Source organism: Clostridium gelidum, assembly GCF_019977655.1.
In the GTDB taxonomy this organism is placed as follows: domain Bacteria; phylum Bacillota; class Clostridia; order Clostridiales; family Clostridiaceae; genus Clostridium; species Clostridium gelidum.
In genome coordinates, this window is sequence record NZ_AP024849.1 from 1,554,272 (window position 1) to 1,571,351 (window position 17,080).

Consider the following 17,080-nt stretch of genomic DNA (forward strand, 5'->3'; position numbering starts at 1 on the left):
TGGATAATAGAATAGTATATAATAATTATTATTAGTTGTTATATATTATTATTTAGGGGGGAATACAATGACATTTATTTTAAAAATATTAATTGGAGTAGTTGCACTTGAACATATATATATATTATGGATAGAAATGTTTGCATGGACTACAAAAGGTGCTTCCACTTTCAAGACATTACCTAAAGAGTTGTTTCCACAAACAAAATCTTTAGCAGCAAATCAAGGATTGTATAATGGATTTTTATCAGCAGGACTTATTTGGTCATTATTAATTACTGATCAGATTTGGTCTAAGAATATAGCTGTATTTTTCTTATCATGTATAGTAACTGCAGCCATTTATGGAGCAATAACAAGTTCGAAATCAATTATAATAAAACAGGGATTACCTGCAATGATCACGTTATCACTTTTATTCTTATTATAAGTATTTTATAAATTTGAATAACATAATGCTAGATAATAAAAATAAACTTTGCTATCTTAGAAAATAATATTTAGGAGCTTTTAAAGAATGCTAATATTATTTTTCAAAGATAGCTTTTTGATTTAACGTTACTTTTTCTATTTCCATAGTGGAAAATATGTAATGGAATTTAACATAATCAAATGATATAATATAACTCGTTAACGGAAGAATAAATAAACATTAAGATAAAAAATGTCTAAATGAAAGGATACTTATTATGGAGATTATTTCAACAATTGTAGGCCAAATTAGTATTATGTATGTACTAATGGCAATTGGCTTTATTGTATATAGAAAAAAATTGATTAACGACGAAGGAACTAAGCAGATATCTAATTTGTTAGTTTGGGTTATTAATCCCCTTATTATGCTAACAAGATACCAAATGGATTTTTCTATTGTTATGTTGAAGGAACTTGGAATTTCTTTTATAATTTCTTTAGGAGCAATGCTTATAGGATTTCTTGTAGGAAAGATTATCTTTAAAAAAGATCAAAGAATTGATAAATTTGCTATTGGATTTGCTAATGCAGGATTTATTGGGATTCCATTAGTTACTGGTATAATGGGCATAGATAAAGTATTCTTTTTATCAGCATATTTGGTGTGTTTTAATATATTGAGTTATACTTATGGAATTTATCTCGTATCAAAAAATAAAAATTTAATTACAATAAAAAGCATACTGTTTAACCCAGGAATTATTGCTGTAGTATTTGGATTAATAATTTTTGCTTCGCCAATAAAATTACCTGTAATTCTTTATGATGCTTTTAATTTGGTTGGACAAACTAATACTCCAATAGCTATGATTTTACTAGGAACATATATTGCAAAATCTAAGATTATTACTCTGTTTAATAATAAATATGCCTATTTTGTGTGTTTTATAAAATTGATTGTAATTCCAATGGTAATACTAGTAATATTTAGGTTTCTTCCATCAAGTCTAGCAGAAATTAAAATGGTAGTTCTAATTGCCATGTCTACACCAGTTGGACTAACTGTACCAATGTTTTCTCAAATGTATGGTGGAGATTACGAATATGGAGCTAAACTAGTGGGATTAAGTACATTATTGTCATTAATTACAATTCCTATAATAATGTATTTAGCTAATATTATTTGGTAAATATAATCTAAAATTTGGAGTTGACATTAAATAATTAATTGTTAATAAAATTATTATGGTTACCTAATAGTTTGCCATGAGGCAAACATACTTCTTAGTTTGAAGAAAAATATACATATTAAAAAAGAGTAGCTATGTTGCATATAAGAACATCTTATATAGATAACCACAGTGAAAATCGTACTTATGCCTACATCCGCCGAAATTGAATACATATTTATTCAGTAGGACTGTGAAAATTTCGCTGGAAGCATTCTAAATGGGAGGTTGCACCCATTAAGAAGCTTCAGCAGCTTATTTTCAATGCCTACTTCACAAATACGTATCCAATTTCTCTGTTTGGATATGCTCCTAAGTGCAACATAAAAAATAGACAGTAGTTAGTTTTGTGTAAAAACAAAAGTAGCTACTGTCCATTCTTATAAATTACAATAAGTAATAATTAATTATAGTCATTTTTAATATTTCATCACTTGAATTGCAGTAAGAATGTGGCTTTGAAGAATCAAAAACTATCGAATCCCCAACGTTTAAAATATGTTTTGTGCCATCAATATCTAATGATAAATTTCCGTTATAAATAATGAGATATTCTTGAGTTTTTTCACCATGGGAATGTGATACATATGTGCTATTAGGGTCTAATTCTACAGTGAAAAGTTCAAAATTCCTATTTACATGACTGGTAAAATAACAATAAAGTCTATACTTTCCATCAATAGCAGTTTGTTTTTTAGCATCTTCTTTTCTTATGCAAATATCACTTTCTATTGGTTCATCAATAAGGAGCGTATAGGGAATTTTAATACCAGTAGCTATTTTCCATATTGTATTAATAGTTGGATTTGATTCTCCACGTTCAATTTGTCCTAGCATAACTTTGCTAACACCACATATTTCAGAAAGTTTACTTAAACTTAGTTGTCTTTCAGTTCTTAATCTGTTTAGATTTCTAGCAATAATATTATTTAAATTCATAGTTTCACTCCTTGACAAATATAACGTACAAACGTAATATATAACATATGTAAAATATAACGTACAATGCATATATTATATATTACAATTTTGGGGATAAACAATCAAGGGGGCAAGCTTATGGAAGTGGAAGAAATGTCAAAGAATTCTTTAGAAATAAAGAATAAAACAAGTACTTATTATTTTATACAAGGAGTAAAAGATTGTATACCGACTATATTTGGATATCTTAGCATAGGCTTCGCTTGTGGAATTTTATCAAAATCATGTGGATTAACATTTGTAGAAGCAGTAGGAATGAGTATTTTTGTTTATGCTGGATCAGCTCAATTTATTGCTTCAAGTATGATATTATCGAATGCATCTATAGCAAGTATAATATTGTCTATTTTCTTTATTAATTTTAGACATCTATTTATGAGTGCAGCAATGGCACCATATTTTAAAGAAAATTCACTTTTGAAAAATTTATCTATAGGGGTACTTTTGACAGATGAAACTTTTTTAGTAGCGGCAGCAGAAGGTTTTAATAGAAAGAAGATTAATTATTTTTGGATGATGGGTTTAAATATTGTTGCATATATAAACTGGATTATTGCCACCGGGATTGGAGTACTTCTTGGAAGTATTATACCCGATTATAAAGTTTTTGGATTAGATTTTGCTTTAATTGCCATGTTTATAGGATTATTAATTTCAGCTATTAAAGACAATATAAAATTAAATAAAGCGATTATAATAATTATTACAACTATTATGGTTTTAATTATAAGTATACAAATAGTATCGACTAGCACTGGAGCTATTATAGCAGCAGTTATTGGAGCATTAATTGGGGTGATGATTAAAGAATGAATCTTTATATATGGAGTGTTATTATAGGTGGATGCATTGTAACGATGATTCCAAGAGTATTACCTATAACTATATTATCAAAAATAAAATTAAATAAGAATGTTGAAGAATTTTTAACATACATACCTTTATCAATATTAGCGGCATTAATAGCAGTAGAACTTCTTACTGTTGACAATAAATTTTCAATTCAAGGTAATTCTTTAGAACTATTGGCAGCAATACCTACAGTATTAGTTGCTCTTAAAAAGAACAATTTATTATTAACAGTAGTTGTTGGAATAGTGTCAGTCGCAATTTTAAGATTTGTATTTTAAATAATAAATGAGTTATATTACATATCATACAGGATAATGAAGGGTGAACCTACCATAAATGACGTAGATTTTTTTATATAGGGGATATATTATACAATTAAATCTATAAATAGTATAATTAAATAAATTATATTGGAGGCAATAATGGAAGATATAAGATATTTTTTTAATAATGCTGATGGAGATATTGAAATTAAAAAGTGCAATAATTCTATACACTCATCTAAAGCGCATTTTCATAATGAAGTTTCTATAGGATTAATTGAAAGGGGAGGCACTAAAACAGAAATAGGTGGTAATACTTATGAACTTAATGAAAAGACATTTTTACTAATTCCACCAAGCATTCCTCACAAGTGCAATCCTTATGATTATAAAAGTTGGAATTTTAGAATGCTTTATATAAGTCCTGAGTGGTTTAAGTCTGGATTCAATATTCAGAGTGAAAAAATCAAGTTTGATTATATGAAGGTAAATCAAAAGATGTTTTTAGATTTAATTAAATTAACGGATAACATTGAAAATAAAACAATAGATATTGAAACTGAATCAAAATTACTAAATTATATTTCTCTTTTGATTAAGAATGATAATATAGAATTAAATGAAGATTCATTAGAAAATTTAAATTTAAAAAGAAGAAGTGAAATTAAGCAATATTTGAATGAAAATTACAGGAAAGATATAATGCTTGATGATTTGGCAAAGATAGCACATGTGAGTAAATACTATTTAATTAGAAAATTTAATGAGTGCTATGGCTTGTCTCCACATCAATATATTACAAATTTACGGATAAATTATGCAAAAAAGTTATTGAAAAATAAAAAGGGTTTTGCAGATATGGCAATAGAATCTGGATTTTATGATCAAAGCCATTTTATAAAGTGTTTTAAGGAATATACAGGAGTTACCCCAATGATGTATAAAGCTAATTTGTAAAAAAACAGTGCAATTTTTTACAATACTTATATTAAAATGAAATTTATAATTACTTAGGTATCTAAAATTAAATTAGAATAATAACTAGATATTTTTTAGATACTGTAGTAAAAACACAAAGGAGTAATTATAAATGAAAAATAAAATTTTTTTTGCACATGTACTAGCTATAGTAACTATAATTATTTGGGGAACAACTTTCATATCAACAAAAATATTATTAACTCAATTTTCTCCAGAGGAAATCTTAGCTTATCGATTTTTTATAGCTTTTCTTATTTTAATTGTCATTTATCCTAAAAAAGTTAAGGTTTTGCCTATAAAAGAAGAAATATTATTTTTTTTATTAGGTGCTACGGGAATATCATTTTATTATTGGACTGAAAATTTAGCGCTTCAATATACCTATGCCTCAAATGTTGGATTAATATTGTCTGCAATACCTATCTTTACAGCATTAATTGCACATTTTATATCAAAACGCGAGAAATTTACTATTAATATGTTTTTAGGATTTGTTATAGCAATAATAGGAATATCTATTATTATTTATAATGGGAAGGTATTAAAATTAAATCCAAAGGGAGATTTAATGGCAATTATCTCTGCAATTCTATTTTCTATATATTCAATATTAATAAAAAGAGTAAATGATAAATATAGTCAACTTTTTATTGTAAGAAAGACCTTTTTTTATGGAATAATAACTATGTTACCAATTCTAATTATTTCAAAGGTTAATTTATTAAAAATACCGAGTTTAAATATTAGTATTGTTTTGAATTTTCTTTTTCTTTCAATTTTTGCATCTGTATTATGTTTTTTAATGTGGAATAAAGCAATAAATGTTATAGGATCTGTAAAAACTACAAATTACATATATTTTGTTCCCTTAATAACTATGGTGTCATCTAATATTGTTTTAAATGAGAATATTAGTAAGTTAATGTTATTTGGAGGAGTCTTAATATTTGCAGGCGTTTATATAAATCAAAGTAAATGGTTAAATAATATATTTAAATATTCATTAAACTGTAAATATATATTTAATCATAAACAAAGGCAGTCTGATTAGGACTGCCTTTACTTATTAACTAAGTTTTTCTGGGAATTGTTTTATAATTCCATTTGAAAGTACATCAGCAAACTTAATTATATGTTCTTCACCTTTATCATATGTCTCTATATCAGCTTTCCAGTTTTTATTTAATCTAGCAACAGCTTGGGCAGTTACCAATTCTAAGTGCTTATGTAACATATCTTTTAATTCTGAATTTGACCAATTAGGATTTGCAGTAGATAAAAAATCAGCAATGTCATCTGAATTTTTATACCATGTTTTATTGTATTTATCTAAGTCAGATTTATTATTTTTTTTAGCAGCATCTACAACTTTACCGGCAATTATAATATGTTCTCTTAAAAGTTTTGAAAGTTTATTTCCAGCTTCTTCTCCATAATAAGGTTTAATTGAAGCGCCAATATCATCTTGGTTTTTAAGCAATCTCTCTAGGACAGAATCTTTATCTGGAAGGGATGCTAAATCACTAATAAGAAAATCTCTAGTCCATAAAACATGGTCAATCCAAAGTTTCCTTTCATCCATCTTCAAATTAACTATAGAATCATTTAAGGGAATGTCAGTGTCAATAGCATATGATTTAAAAGGCAGAAACGTCGTAAGTAAAATTAATACAGATAAAGCTTTAAAAATTTTTTTCATTATAATACACTCCTTTTTCTTAATACTTATTTAATTTGTCCTATGATTAAAAAACTATGCTTGGAATAAGAAGTAAAATAGAATTATAATAGTATCATAATAATATTGTATTAAAGTAAAAAAATTAGAATTTCAAAGGAGATTTATATGCCTAAAATTATGTTAATAGAGGATAATGAAAATATAAAAAAAGAACTTATTGAATTTTTAATGCGTTATGGATATGAAGCTTATGCACCAACTGATTTTGAAAATATAGTAAAAATAGCTTTAAAAGATGAGCCGGATTTAATTTTGCTTGATATAAACCTTCCTTATTATGATGGATATTATATATGTAGAGAAATTAGAAAAGAAAAGGATATACCTATAATTATTGTTACAAGCAGAGATAGTGAAATGGATGAAATTATGAGTATGAATCTTGGTGCAGATGATTTTATAACAAAACCTTATAATACACAAATACTTCTTGCAAGAATAACTGCTGTACTTAGGAGAACTTCTGGAAATAATTCGGCTTTTGAAATAGTTGAACATAAAGGATTAAAACTTAATATTACGAGTGGAACTGTAAATTTTTATGACAATAAAATTGATCTTACGAAAAATGAACTCAAAATATTACTTTGTCTTATGAAAAATAAAGGATGCATAGTAAGTAGAGAAGATTTAATGGACTATCTATGGAATTCAGATCTTTATGTTGATGATAATACATTGTCAGTGAATGTGACTAGGCTCCGAAAGAAGCTTAATGAAATAGGTTTTGAAGATGGTATAGAAACAAAGAGAGGACTTGGGTACATATTATTATGAATATAAAAGAATATTTTCTTTCAAAAGCGCCTTTTATAATAATTAATTTAATAATATATTTATTATTTTTAGTTTTAATGAGTATAGCTAAAATGCCAGCTATAATAGTATTTATGATTTTTCTTGTTTGGTTTACTCCTCTGATGATTTATATAATAATGGATTTTATTTCAAAGAAAAGATTTTATGATGATATTACCGGAATTATTGATAAGCTAGATAAAAAGTATTTATTGCCTGAAGTTATAAAATCCCCTAATTATTATGAAGGAAAAATAATATATGAAGTGCTAAGTGAATGTAATAGAAATATGCATGAGCATGTTAATTTTTATAAAAATCTTCAAAAAGAGTACAGAGAATATATTGAAACATGGGTTCACGAAATAAAAACTCCAATAGCATCATCAAAGTTAATTGTAGAAAATAGTGAGAGTAAAGAAAAAAATGCATTAGGAGATGAACTTAAAAAAATTGAGGAGTATATAAATCAAGCTCTTTATTATTCAAGAAGTACGGATGTTAGCAATGATTATATAGTAAAAGAATTTGAAGTAAAAGAAGCAATTAAGGAAGCTATTAGAAATAATAGACGGGATTTTATAAATAAAAAAATTTCAGTTGATATTGAAGATGTTTCAGGAAACGTAATAACAGACCTTAAATGGGTAAAGTTTATTGTTAATCAAATTATCATTAATTCTATAAAATATAGTAGAGATAATGGTGGAGTTTTAAGAGCTTATACAACTGAAGGTGAGGATAACATAATACTGACTATTGAAGATAATGGAATAGGCATTTCCAAGAATGATGTAAATAGAGTTTTCGATAAAGGCTTCACAGGAGAAAATGGAAGAAAATATGGAAAATCTACTGGTATAGGACTTTATCTGTGTAAAAAGCTTTGTGAAAAATTAGGACTTGGAATACATTTGAGTTCTATAGAAAGAGAAGGAACAAAAGTTAATATCATTTTTCCAATTGGGAATTATACAAGTTTAAAATAATTTGTATGAAATTACTCCTATTTTTATACAACTCCTAAATATTATGGAAATGAATTCGATAAGTTTAATAATGAATGTGATCGAAGGGAGAAGTGTAATGAAAATTGAAATTAATAATAAATTTACTAAAAATGAATTTTACAAGACAATGGTTGAAGAAGAAAAACAAGATTTTCTTGAAATTATTAAAAAACTTCAAGTGCAACAAGGGAAAAAATATAGTGTATATACTATAGCTGCAAAAATAGCACGGGGTGAGAATGTTAGTTGTGAAGAATTGGAATACATAAAACAAAATGCGCCATCACTTTTAGCAGCAGCTAAGGAACAAAACAGAGAAAGAGAAAAAACTGAAAGAGAAGAAAATAGTACATCAAAAGAAGCAAAATCAACTAATCAAGTAGATAATAATTCGAAAAGCGTTGATGAAAATTCAACTAAAACTGATGTTAATTTGGCAGACATTGATAATAATAATTCAGTTTCTGCACTGCTAAATAAAATTATTATAGGATGATTTTTATAAAGATTAGAATGAGATTAATGAGTTGGAAAGTAAAATTTAAATAATCTATAAAATAAAATGCTTGCAATTTATTTCGAACATGATATAATAAATATTGTAATGAAAAAGGTTTTTTATAGATAAGTACATTTCTCCTTTTAGAGAATTATATGGATCGAAATTAATCTTTAAAATAAAAGGAGGAATTTAATATGGAAGATAAAACATTAGTATGTAAAGATTGTGGAAACGAATTTGTATTCACAACTGGAGAACAAGAATTCTACAAAGAAAAAGGATTTGAAAACGAACCAGTAAGATGTCCTGATTGTAGAAGAGCTAGAAAGCAACAAAATAACAGAAGATAGTTTCTGTTTGTTTCAAGGGTTATAATATTTATATTATAACCCTTTTTTAGTTTGCTATTTTCTACAAGATTAGCAAATTATGAAATCTGTGAAGAAAGTTGCTAGATGTTAGAAGAAAATAATCTATTTTATTTTTATAGATAAATAAAATAGATTTAGAGCATAAAAAATAGATTTAGAGCATAAAAAATGCTTGCAATTTATTTTGAACATGATATAATAAATATTGTAATGAAAAAGGTTTTTTATAGATAAGTACATTTCTCCTTTTAGAGAATTATATGGATCGAAATTAATCTTTAAAATAAAAGGAGGAATTTAATATGGAAGATAAAACATTAGTATGTAAAGATTGTGGAAACGAATTTGTATTCACAACTGGAGAACAAGAATTCTACAAAGAAAAAGGATTTGAAAACGAACCAGTAAGATGTCCTGATTGTAGAAGAGCTAGAAAGCAACAAAATAACAGAAGATAGTTTTTGTTTATTTCAAGAGTTATAATATTTATATTATAACTCTTTTTTATATATAAATTTATAAATAATTTAGAGGTAGCAAAAATAAAATGCTACCTCTTTTTACATTATTATCTTACAATAATGTAAGATGATTGAAAGATACTTCAATATGAGAAAAATATACAAGGGATTAGAATATAGTTATAGGGTTAAACAATCCTAACTACATGATAAATCAGGAGGAAAGTTTATGGAAAACATATTAAATGTACAAAATGTAGAAAAGTATTATGGAAATAAAGAAAATGTGACAAAGGCACTTGATAATATAAGTTTCAAGGTTGAAAAGGGCGAATTTGTTGGAATAATGGGTCCATCAGGTAGCGGTAAGACTACGCTTTTAAATTGTATATCTACAATAGATAAAGTAACCACAGGGGCTATTATAATTGATGAAGATGATATTACAAGATTAAAAAGTAAAAAACTAGAAAAATTCAGAAGAGATAAGCTAGGATTTATATTTCAAGATTTTAATTTGTTAGATACTTTAACTGCATATGAGAATATTGCACTAGCGCTGACTATAGGAGGAAAAAAGGGGTCTGAGGTTGATGAATTAGTTTTGTCGTCAGCCAAAAGTTTAGATATATTGGATGTTTTAAATAAATATCCATATCAAATGTCAGGAGGGCAAAAGCAAAGAGTAGCAGCAGCTAGGGCAATAGTTAATAACCCAAAACTTATTCTAGCAGATGAACCTACCGGTGCTCTAGATTCAAAGTCAGCTAAATTACTTTTAAATTCTATTGAAAAACTAAATAAAGAACTAGAAGCAACCATTTTAATGGTAACCCATGATGCTTTTACTGCAAGTTATTCCCGTAGAATACTATTTATAAAAGATGGTAAGATTTTCAATGAACTGATTAGAGGAGAAGATTCTAGAAAGGAATTTTTTAATAAAATAATAGATATTGTTACTCTTCTTGGAGGTGACTCTAAAGATGTATTCTAAGATGGCACTAAATAATGTAAAAAAAAGTTTTAAAGATTATACTATTTATTTTTTAACCCTAACTTTTGCAGTATGTATATTTTATAGCTTTAATTCTATTGATTCACAATCTGTAATGGCTGATATGAATAAAGGTCAAACTGAATATGTTAAAATTATGGGGCAAATGATTTCAGTTATATCAATTGGTGTATCAGTTATTCTAGGAGGACTCATAATATATGCAACTAAATTTCTAATTAATAGACGGAAAAAAGAATTTGGTATATATATGGTATTAGGTATGCCAAAAAGAAAAATGTCAAAGATATTATTTTTTGAAACCTTATATATTGGAATAATATCACTTGTTGCAGGGCTTATATTCGGATTATTATTTGCACAAGTACTGTCAATATTTACGGCTAAGCTTTTTGCTATGCAAATGACAAAATATAGTTTTGTTATTTCAACCAGTTCAATTTTAAAAACAATTTTATATTTTGGGATAATGTATTTACTAGTTATGATATTTAATGTATTTATTATTTCAAGATATAAATTAATTGATCTTCTGTGTGCAAATAAGAAAAATGAAGAGGTAAAGATTAGAAATCCTTATTTAGCAACATTTATACTAATGGTTTCATTAGTAGTGCTTGGGTATGCTTATTATTTAGTTAATAAGGCTGGATTAGATTTCTATGACAATAGATTTAAACTTTCTATAGTATTTGGGATAATAGGTACAGCACTTTTCTTTTATGGAATAGCTTCAGTTGTATTTTTTATATTTCAAAAAAATAAGAATTTATATTTGAATGGATTAAATATCTTTAGCATAAGGCAGATTTCAAGTAAATTTAATACTAATTTTATATCAATGACAATAATTTGTTTGATGCTATTTGTAACAATAGGAACTTTATCAACTGGATTAGCTGTAAAGAATTCATTGGAAGGTACACTAAAAAATCAAACACCTTTTGATGCATCGTTGCAGGTATTTGATAATGAGAAGAGTAGTAATATAATTTCACCTGTTGATGCATTAAAACAATTAAATTACAATTTAGAGGATAATTCAGACTATACTATACTTAGACAATATCAATATGATATGAGTACTAAAGATTTATTAGATAAATATGCAACGACTGATGGTGAAAAACAAACTTTAAATATAAAAATTTTTGAGAAAATAAGTATGATTAAATTATCCGAGTATAATAGCATGAGAAAATTAAAAGGAGAAACAAGTATAGATTTAAAAAATGACGAAATAGTAATAGCTTCTAATTATGCACCAATAGAAGGAATATTAAAAGGATTTATTGAAAAAGAAAATTCAATAAAAATAGGTGATAAAGAATTTAAAATAAAAGAAAAGAAAATTGAAACTGAAGCCCTTTCAACATCACCTACAAGCGACAATATGTTTACTTTAATAGTCACAGATGATTTAGTAGCAGGATTAGAGCCATCAGAAGAAGTTTTGAATTTGAATTTTTCAGGGAATAACAAAGAAGAAGCTAAAAACGAGTTAACAACTATATTTAACAATTCTACATTCGATAATAGTGAATCTAAAAAAGTAAATTATACTATTTATGGTTTAACTAGAGAAATGGCATATGATGCTAGCAGAGGGCTATCTGCAATGATATTATTTATAGCTGTGTATATAGGGATAGTACTCCTATTGTCAAGTGCAGCAGTACTTGCACTTCAACAATTATCACAATGTAATGAGTCCATAGAACGATATAAATGTTTAAGACAAATTGGAGCTACAAAAAATATGATTAATAAAAGTATATTTAAACAAGTAGCAATATTTTTTGCACTACCTTTAGCACTATCAATAGTTCACTCATATGTAGGAATTAGTGTAGTTAATACATATTTGATTGCTCTAGGTACAGGAAATCAATTTACGTCAATTTTAGTAACAGCACTTATAATGCTTATTGTTTATGGTGGATATTTATATGCAACATATGTAGCTTATAAAAATATAGCTAATAATGAATATAAGTGATAAGTGAGAGTCCAAATTTTAATTTGGATCCTCGAACTTACTCAACGACTAATGCGAGTCGAGTTTCCTCTAAGAGTCCAAAATTTACATTTGAAAAATGAACTTTTAAATCCTTCATTAGAGTAAAATCTTGTGGAGGATTTTTATTTAATTATTAGACTGTCAATACTATTAACATATGTGTCTGGAAATACTGCAACTAATGAAGGTAACAGCGACACCGATGCGAAAACTACACAACCAGTTGGCTGGCGTGAAAATCTAGGTAAAAGCATTTTTAGATAACTGATTTAGTTTATACCTCTATTGCTATATTTAAAACAATTAAGTAGCTATTAATTAGAAATTTAATCAAATATTTTAACAAAATATGAAACTTTTTAAATAACATAGGTGTATTGTTATAATATACATATGAATTTACTGGTTATTATTTCATAAAAAGGAGGGGTGAATTTGGAGGTAGACAATATACTTATTGTAAAGTGTAAAAAATATGATAAGCATTCTTTTAAGTTATTATTTCAGATGTACGAAAAATATTTATATTACTTATGCTATAGTTATACACAGAATCAGCAGGATGCACTGGATTTAGTACAAGAGATTTACATAAAAGTGTTCAATAATATTAAAAAATTTGATGATAGTCTACCTTTTCATCCTTGGATTAGAAAAATTTCAGTAAATACATGTTTAAATTTTAAAAGAACTATAAAGAATAATGTTGTATCATTGAATCAAAGCATAAATAATGATATAACTTTAGAAGATGTTTTGGTTTCGGAAGATGATGTAGAAGATGAAATTATAAAATTGGAAATTAAGGATATAATAAAAAGTAATTTGAAAGAAATACCTGAAAAATATAGAATTGTTATAGTTCTTAGGTATTATGAAAATCTTAATTATAATGAAATTGCAAAGCTTTTAGACAAGCCTTTAGGAACGGTAAAAACAGAAATTTATAGAGCTAAGGCTCTCTTGAAAGATAAACTTAAAACTATAATGGAGGTGGAGACATGAGTTGTAAATTTGATCAACAGTTATTATATTCTTTAGCAGATAATACAATAGAACCTCTTGAAAAAATTTTTGCACAGGAACACTTGAAGTCTTGCGCTGAATGTAAAAAGGAATTAGAGTTAATAAAAAAGCTTGATAAAGAACTTAATGAATTTGAATTTGAAATGCCAATACCAGATAGATTATCAAGCTTGTCACAATTATTAGTAGAGAACTGCATAAATCAAATGGAAAATGAGGATGTAAAGCTAAAAAATCATAATTATAATGAAGATATGAAGTTAATAAAAAAGACTATTATGGATGCATATAAGGTTCCATACAATAATCCGTATAATAAATTTATTGAAAAAAATTTAACAAAAGCTGTGGATTTAATAAGCAAGCCAGCAAAAAAATATTATAATAAAAAGATATCTAAAATAAAGATTCTTAAGCTTTTTAAGGTGGTGTAATGATATGACAGTTTTGCTTATAGTCTTTAAAATATTACTTATATTACTGTGTATATTATTATCAGTACTAATATTGGTACTTTTTATTCCCTTTGATTATTTTCTAAATGGCAAAATAAATGATGGCGCTGAGGGGAAAGCTGAGATAAGATGGCTCTTTGGATTAATTAGAATTATTATTTACAAATCTGAAGATAAACCAGAAATGAAAATAATTATTTGTGGATTAAACATTTATAATAAGAAGTTTATAAAAGAAAATAATGTAAAGAAAAACAAAAATAAAAAAAACGAATCTAACTCAAAAAGAGATATAGGGATGAACTTAATGATAGAATTATTTAGGTACTTTAAAGATATTCTTAACATTGTAAAACCTAAATATTTTAAGATAAGTGGAGTGTATGGATTTGAAGACCCTTCATTAACTGGAATGCTTTTGGGGGTGATAAGTATAATAAAAGGAGCAGTTCCAAGTGCACAAATTTATGTAAATCCAGATTTTGAAAAAGAAAATATTAATATTGAAGCTGAAATATATGGAGATATAAAAGTTTGTGTCATAGGCTATAGAACGCTTAAGCTAATCATAAAAAAAGATGTAAGACAAAAATTATTTAAAAAGTCAAAAGCTGCTGAAACTTTTTAGTTAAAGCAGGTGTATTAGATATTAGAGATTAGAAAATATAAAAAATTTAGGAGGAATTAATCATGGAAAATAATTCAATGAAAGAAAGTTTTGATTCACTATTTACTAATTTGGAAAAATTCATAAAGACAGAAACAGTTGTAGGAGAACCTATTATTGTAGGGGAAGTAACTCTTGTACCTATTATAAGCGTTATGTTTGGAGGCGGAGCAGGTGGCGGAACTGGCGGTGATAATAAAGGAATGACTGGAGATGGTTCAGGTGGAGGAATGGGTGCTAGAATATCACCAAATGCGATCCTAGTAATCAAAAAGGATGAGGTAACTATGCTTCCTATAAAAGGCCAAAATAACTTGGATAATCTTATTAATATGGTGCCTGATATAGTATCAAAAATAAATTTTAAAAAAGATAAAGAATCTTGTTGCAAAGAAAAAACAAAAGACGAGGAATAAAACTTAAACATACAGACTTAAATTTCAAAATATTAAAGCATGCTAAAATGAAATGATTTTAGTGTGCTTTTTAATTTTCTGAATAATATAGATTTATTTATTCAAGTATTGTACATTATATAGTATATAAGTGGTCTTAAGATCAGCATACAAGGAGGAAATTAGATGTACGATAAAATAATGGAATCAGTAGGTTATATAAAAGGCAAAATAAATAGAAACCCTAAAATTGCAGTGATACTTGGATCAGGACTCGGGGATTTGATTAATTCAGTTGAAGGTGCAGAAAATATACCATATGAAAGCATTCCCCATTTTCCAATTTCAACAGTTAAAGGTCATGAAGGTAAATTGGTGTTTGGTACTATTAATGGGGTAGAAGTGCTACTTATGCAAGGAAGATTTCATTATTACGAAGGATATACAATGAAAGAAGTTACATATCCCATATATGTAATGAAACAATTAGGTATTGAAAAAATTATTGTAACTAATGCTTGCGGTGGAATTAATAAAAGTTTTGAACCAGGAACATTAATGATCATTAATGATTTTATAAATTTATTTGGAGATAATCCTTTAATCGGCGTAAATGATGAAAGATTAGGAACAAGATTTCCTGATATGTCAGAACCTTACAAGATAGAGCTTATTAACAAAGCTAAAAAGATTGCAGATGAGCTAGAGATAAAATATGGTGAGGGTGTTTATGCAGGATTTATGGGACCATATTATGAAACAGCTGCTGAAATTGTAATGATTGGAAGACATGGAGCTGATGCAGTTGGTATGTCAACTGTGCCAGAAACAATAGTAGCTAATTACTTAGGTATGGATGTGCTTGGAATAGCATGTATTACTAATATGGCAACGGGCATACAAAAGGTTAAGCATTCACATGAAAGAGTAGTGGAAACTGCTAAAAAGGCTTCTGTTGACTTGTGCAAATGGGTAGAAAGAATTATAGAAGAAATCTAATTATAACTACATAAGACTATATAAGGATTAAATTTTCTTTGTTGATTTCTTTGTTATGAGAAAGATTGACTTATATTAATATACTGAGAGTAGGCAGTCCATAGTTAGACTGCCTATAATTTGTATTGGGTTTATTTTTTCATTCCTGTATAAATGAAAACTGCATCTCTTAAAAAGATGGCTAAACCAGGTTGTTCTTTATCGTAATATTTAGTAAATCTTTCATCATCTACATACATTTGTACAAGTCCTGCATGGGCCTCTTTTGAGTAACTATTCCAAGAATAACTAAGCCAAGTACGATGTAATTCAGCAGCTTTTTGTGCAAGGTCGCTTGCTGGATCTTTAGTTTCAAATGCAACCATAAGTGTATCAATTACGCTTTTCTCTAGCTTATCATATTCATCATATTGCTCTTTAGTCATGTTTTTTAATTTTTTATTTGACGAATCAATTGCATTATCGCCATATTTTCCGCGTATCTCTGCACCATATTTTTTTTCATTATCATCAATAAGTTTTTGTTTAAATCCCTCGAATTTTTCATTATCGCTCATTATAATTCTCCCTTCTGATTCAGCTATTGTCTGATTAACATTAGCTATTAAAATATCTAATTGATTTCGTTTTGCAAGAAGCTTTTCACGATGTTCTTTCAGTACAGTTGCACTATCAAAGGTCGGGGATGTGATTATATATTTTATGCTTTCTAAATTCACACCTAATTCTCTGTAAAATAATATTTGCTGTAATCTATTTACTTCTTCTTGACCATAAATTCGATAACCGGATGAATTAATTCTTGCCGGCTTAAGAATTCCTATTTCATCATAATATCTAAGAGTTCTGGTACTAACCCCAGCCAAGCAGCCTAGTTTTTGCACTGTGTACTCCATG

Annotated in this window: 22 protein-coding genes; 19 read left to right on the top strand and 3 right to left on the bottom strand. The window is 27.1% G+C overall.

The features are described 5' to 3' along the window. Nucleotides 1-67: 67 nt before the first annotated feature. Nucleotides 68-430 (top strand): DUF1304 domain-containing protein, encoded by a 363-nt coding sequence (locus psyc5s11_RS06900; RefSeq protein ID WP_224036879.1) that lies wholly within the window; start codon nucleotides 68-70, stop codon nucleotides 428-430. A gap of 259 nt (nucleotides 431-689) precedes the next feature. Beyond that, nucleotides 690-1,604, top strand: coding sequence for an AEC family transporter (locus tag psyc5s11_RS06905; RefSeq protein WP_224036880.1), 915 nt, complete (start codon nucleotides 690-692; stop codon nucleotides 1,602-1,604). 426 nt (nucleotides 1,605-2,030) lie between these two features. On the opposite strand, the gene psyc5s11_RS06910 is transcribed toward psyc5s11_RS06905, so the two are convergent. Continuing rightward, the gene (locus tag psyc5s11_RS06910; RefSeq protein WP_224036881.1) at nucleotides 2,031-2,582 is read right to left on the bottom strand and encodes a helix-turn-helix domain-containing protein; all 552 of its coding nucleotides are present in this window, start codon (nucleotides 2,580-2,582) and stop codon (nucleotides 2,031-2,033) included. 120 nt (nucleotides 2,583-2,702) lie between these two features. Here psyc5s11_RS06910 and psyc5s11_RS06915 point away from each other — a divergent pair, with 120 nt between their 5' ends. The 4 genes from psyc5s11_RS06915 (at nucleotide 2,703) to psyc5s11_RS06930 (ending at nucleotide 5,771) form a co-directional block, all read left to right on the top strand. Next, nucleotides 2,703-3,437 (top strand): AzlC family ABC transporter permease, encoded by a 735-nt coding sequence (locus psyc5s11_RS06915; protein ID WP_224036882.1) that lies wholly within the window; start codon nucleotides 2,703-2,705, stop codon nucleotides 3,435-3,437. Continuing rightward, a complete protein-coding gene (locus tag psyc5s11_RS06920; RefSeq protein WP_224036883.1) occupies nucleotides 3,434-3,754 on the top strand; it encodes an AzlD domain-containing protein in 321 nt (106 codons plus the stop codon). Before psyc5s11_RS06915 ends, psyc5s11_RS06920 begins: the two co-directional genes overlap by 4 nt. 144 nt (nucleotides 3,755-3,898) lie before the next feature. Then, entirely contained in the window at nucleotides 3,899-4,696 is a 798-nt protein-coding gene (locus psyc5s11_RS06925; RefSeq protein ID WP_224036884.1) for an AraC family transcriptional regulator, read from the top strand. 133 nt (nucleotides 4,697-4,829) lie between these two features. Beyond that, nucleotides 4,830-5,771 carry a DMT family transporter gene (locus psyc5s11_RS06930; RefSeq protein WP_224036885.1) on the top strand — a complete coding sequence of 314 codons (942 nt, stop codon included), beginning with the start codon at nucleotides 4,830-4,832 and terminating at the stop codon, nucleotides 5,769-5,771. 15 nt (nucleotides 5,772-5,786) lie between these two features. Here the strand turns inward: psyc5s11_RS06930 and psyc5s11_RS06935 are convergent, their stop codons facing one another. Beyond that, nucleotides 5,787-6,419, bottom strand: a complete 633-nt coding sequence (locus tag psyc5s11_RS06935) for a glycosyltransferase (protein WP_224036886.1) — start codon at nucleotides 6,417-6,419, stop codon at nucleotides 5,787-5,789. Between the two features lie 147 nt (nucleotides 6,420-6,566). Between psyc5s11_RS06935 and psyc5s11_RS06940 the strand changes: the two genes are divergently transcribed. The 13 genes from psyc5s11_RS06940 (at nucleotide 6,567) to psyc5s11_RS07000 (ending at nucleotide 16,183) form a co-directional block, all read left to right on the top strand. Beyond that, a complete protein-coding gene (locus psyc5s11_RS06940; RefSeq protein WP_224036887.1) occupies nucleotides 6,567-7,238 on the top strand; it encodes a response regulator transcription factor in 672 nt (223 codons plus the stop codon). Next, the gene (locus psyc5s11_RS06945; protein WP_224036888.1) at nucleotides 7,235-8,248 is read left to right on the top strand and encodes a sensor histidine kinase; all 1,014 of its coding nucleotides are present in this window, start codon (nucleotides 7,235-7,237) and stop codon (nucleotides 8,246-8,248) included. The genes psyc5s11_RS06940 and psyc5s11_RS06945 overlap by 4 nt, the downstream gene beginning before the upstream one ends. Nucleotides 8,249-8,345: 97 nt before the next feature. Further along, complete coding sequence (locus psyc5s11_RS06950; protein ID WP_224036889.1) at nucleotides 8,346-8,765, top strand: hypothetical protein; 420 nt, start codon at nucleotides 8,346-8,348, stop codon at nucleotides 8,763-8,765. A gap of 200 nt (nucleotides 8,766-8,965) precedes the next feature. Next, nucleotides 8,966-9,121, top strand: a complete 156-nt coding sequence (locus tag psyc5s11_RS06955; protein ID WP_158337274.1) for a zinc-ribbon domain-containing protein — start codon at nucleotides 8,966-8,968, stop codon at nucleotides 9,119-9,121. A 323-nt stretch (nucleotides 9,122-9,444) separates the two neighbouring features. Then, nucleotides 9,445-9,600, top strand: a complete 156-nt coding sequence (locus psyc5s11_RS06960) for a zinc-ribbon domain-containing protein (RefSeq protein WP_158337274.1) — start codon at nucleotides 9,445-9,447, stop codon at nucleotides 9,598-9,600. Nucleotides 9,601-9,832: 232 nt separating this feature from the next. After that, nucleotides 9,833-10,600, top strand: a complete 768-nt coding sequence (locus psyc5s11_RS06965; protein WP_224036890.1) for an ABC transporter ATP-binding protein — start codon at nucleotides 9,833-9,835, stop codon at nucleotides 10,598-10,600. Next, entirely contained in the window at nucleotides 10,590-12,620 is a 2,031-nt protein-coding gene (locus psyc5s11_RS06970) for an ABC transporter permease (RefSeq protein ID WP_224036891.1), read from the top strand. Before psyc5s11_RS06965 ends, psyc5s11_RS06970 begins: the two co-directional genes overlap by 11 nt. A gap of 132 nt (nucleotides 12,621-12,752) precedes the next feature. Beyond that, a complete protein-coding gene (locus tag psyc5s11_RS06975) occupies nucleotides 12,753-12,905 on the top strand; it encodes a hypothetical protein (RefSeq protein ID WP_224036892.1) in 153 nt (50 codons plus the stop codon). Between the two features lie 165 nt (nucleotides 12,906-13,070). Continuing rightward, complete coding sequence (locus psyc5s11_RS06980) at nucleotides 13,071-13,646, top strand: RNA polymerase sigma factor (protein WP_375541989.1); 576 nt, start codon at nucleotides 13,071-13,073, stop codon at nucleotides 13,644-13,646. Then, entirely contained in the window at nucleotides 13,643-14,101 is a 459-nt protein-coding gene (locus tag psyc5s11_RS06985; RefSeq protein ID WP_224036894.1) for an anti-sigma factor family protein, read from the top strand. Before psyc5s11_RS06980 ends, psyc5s11_RS06985 begins: the two co-directional genes overlap by 4 nt. A gap of 4 nt (nucleotides 14,102-14,105) precedes the next feature. Beyond that, on the top strand, nucleotides 14,106-14,750 hold the full coding sequence (locus psyc5s11_RS06990; protein WP_224036895.1) for a DUF2953 domain-containing protein: 645 nt from the start codon (nucleotides 14,106-14,108) through the stop codon (nucleotides 14,748-14,750). A gap of 62 nt (nucleotides 14,751-14,812) precedes the next feature. Then, entirely contained in the window at nucleotides 14,813-15,205 is a 393-nt protein-coding gene (locus tag psyc5s11_RS06995; protein WP_224036896.1) for a GerW family sporulation protein, read from the top strand. Nucleotides 15,206-15,370: 165 nt separating this feature from the next. Next, on the top strand, nucleotides 15,371-16,183 hold the full coding sequence (locus psyc5s11_RS07000; RefSeq protein WP_224036897.1) for a purine-nucleoside phosphorylase: 813 nt from the start codon (nucleotides 15,371-15,373) through the stop codon (nucleotides 16,181-16,183). Nucleotides 16,184-16,314: 131 nt separating this feature from the next. Here psyc5s11_RS07000 and psyc5s11_RS07005 read toward each other — a convergent pair whose 3' ends face one another. Continuing rightward, a complete protein-coding gene (locus tag psyc5s11_RS07005) occupies nucleotides 16,315-17,079 on the bottom strand; it encodes a MerR family transcriptional regulator (RefSeq protein WP_224036898.1) in 765 nt (254 codons plus the stop codon). Nucleotide 17,080: the final 1 nt, after the last annotated feature.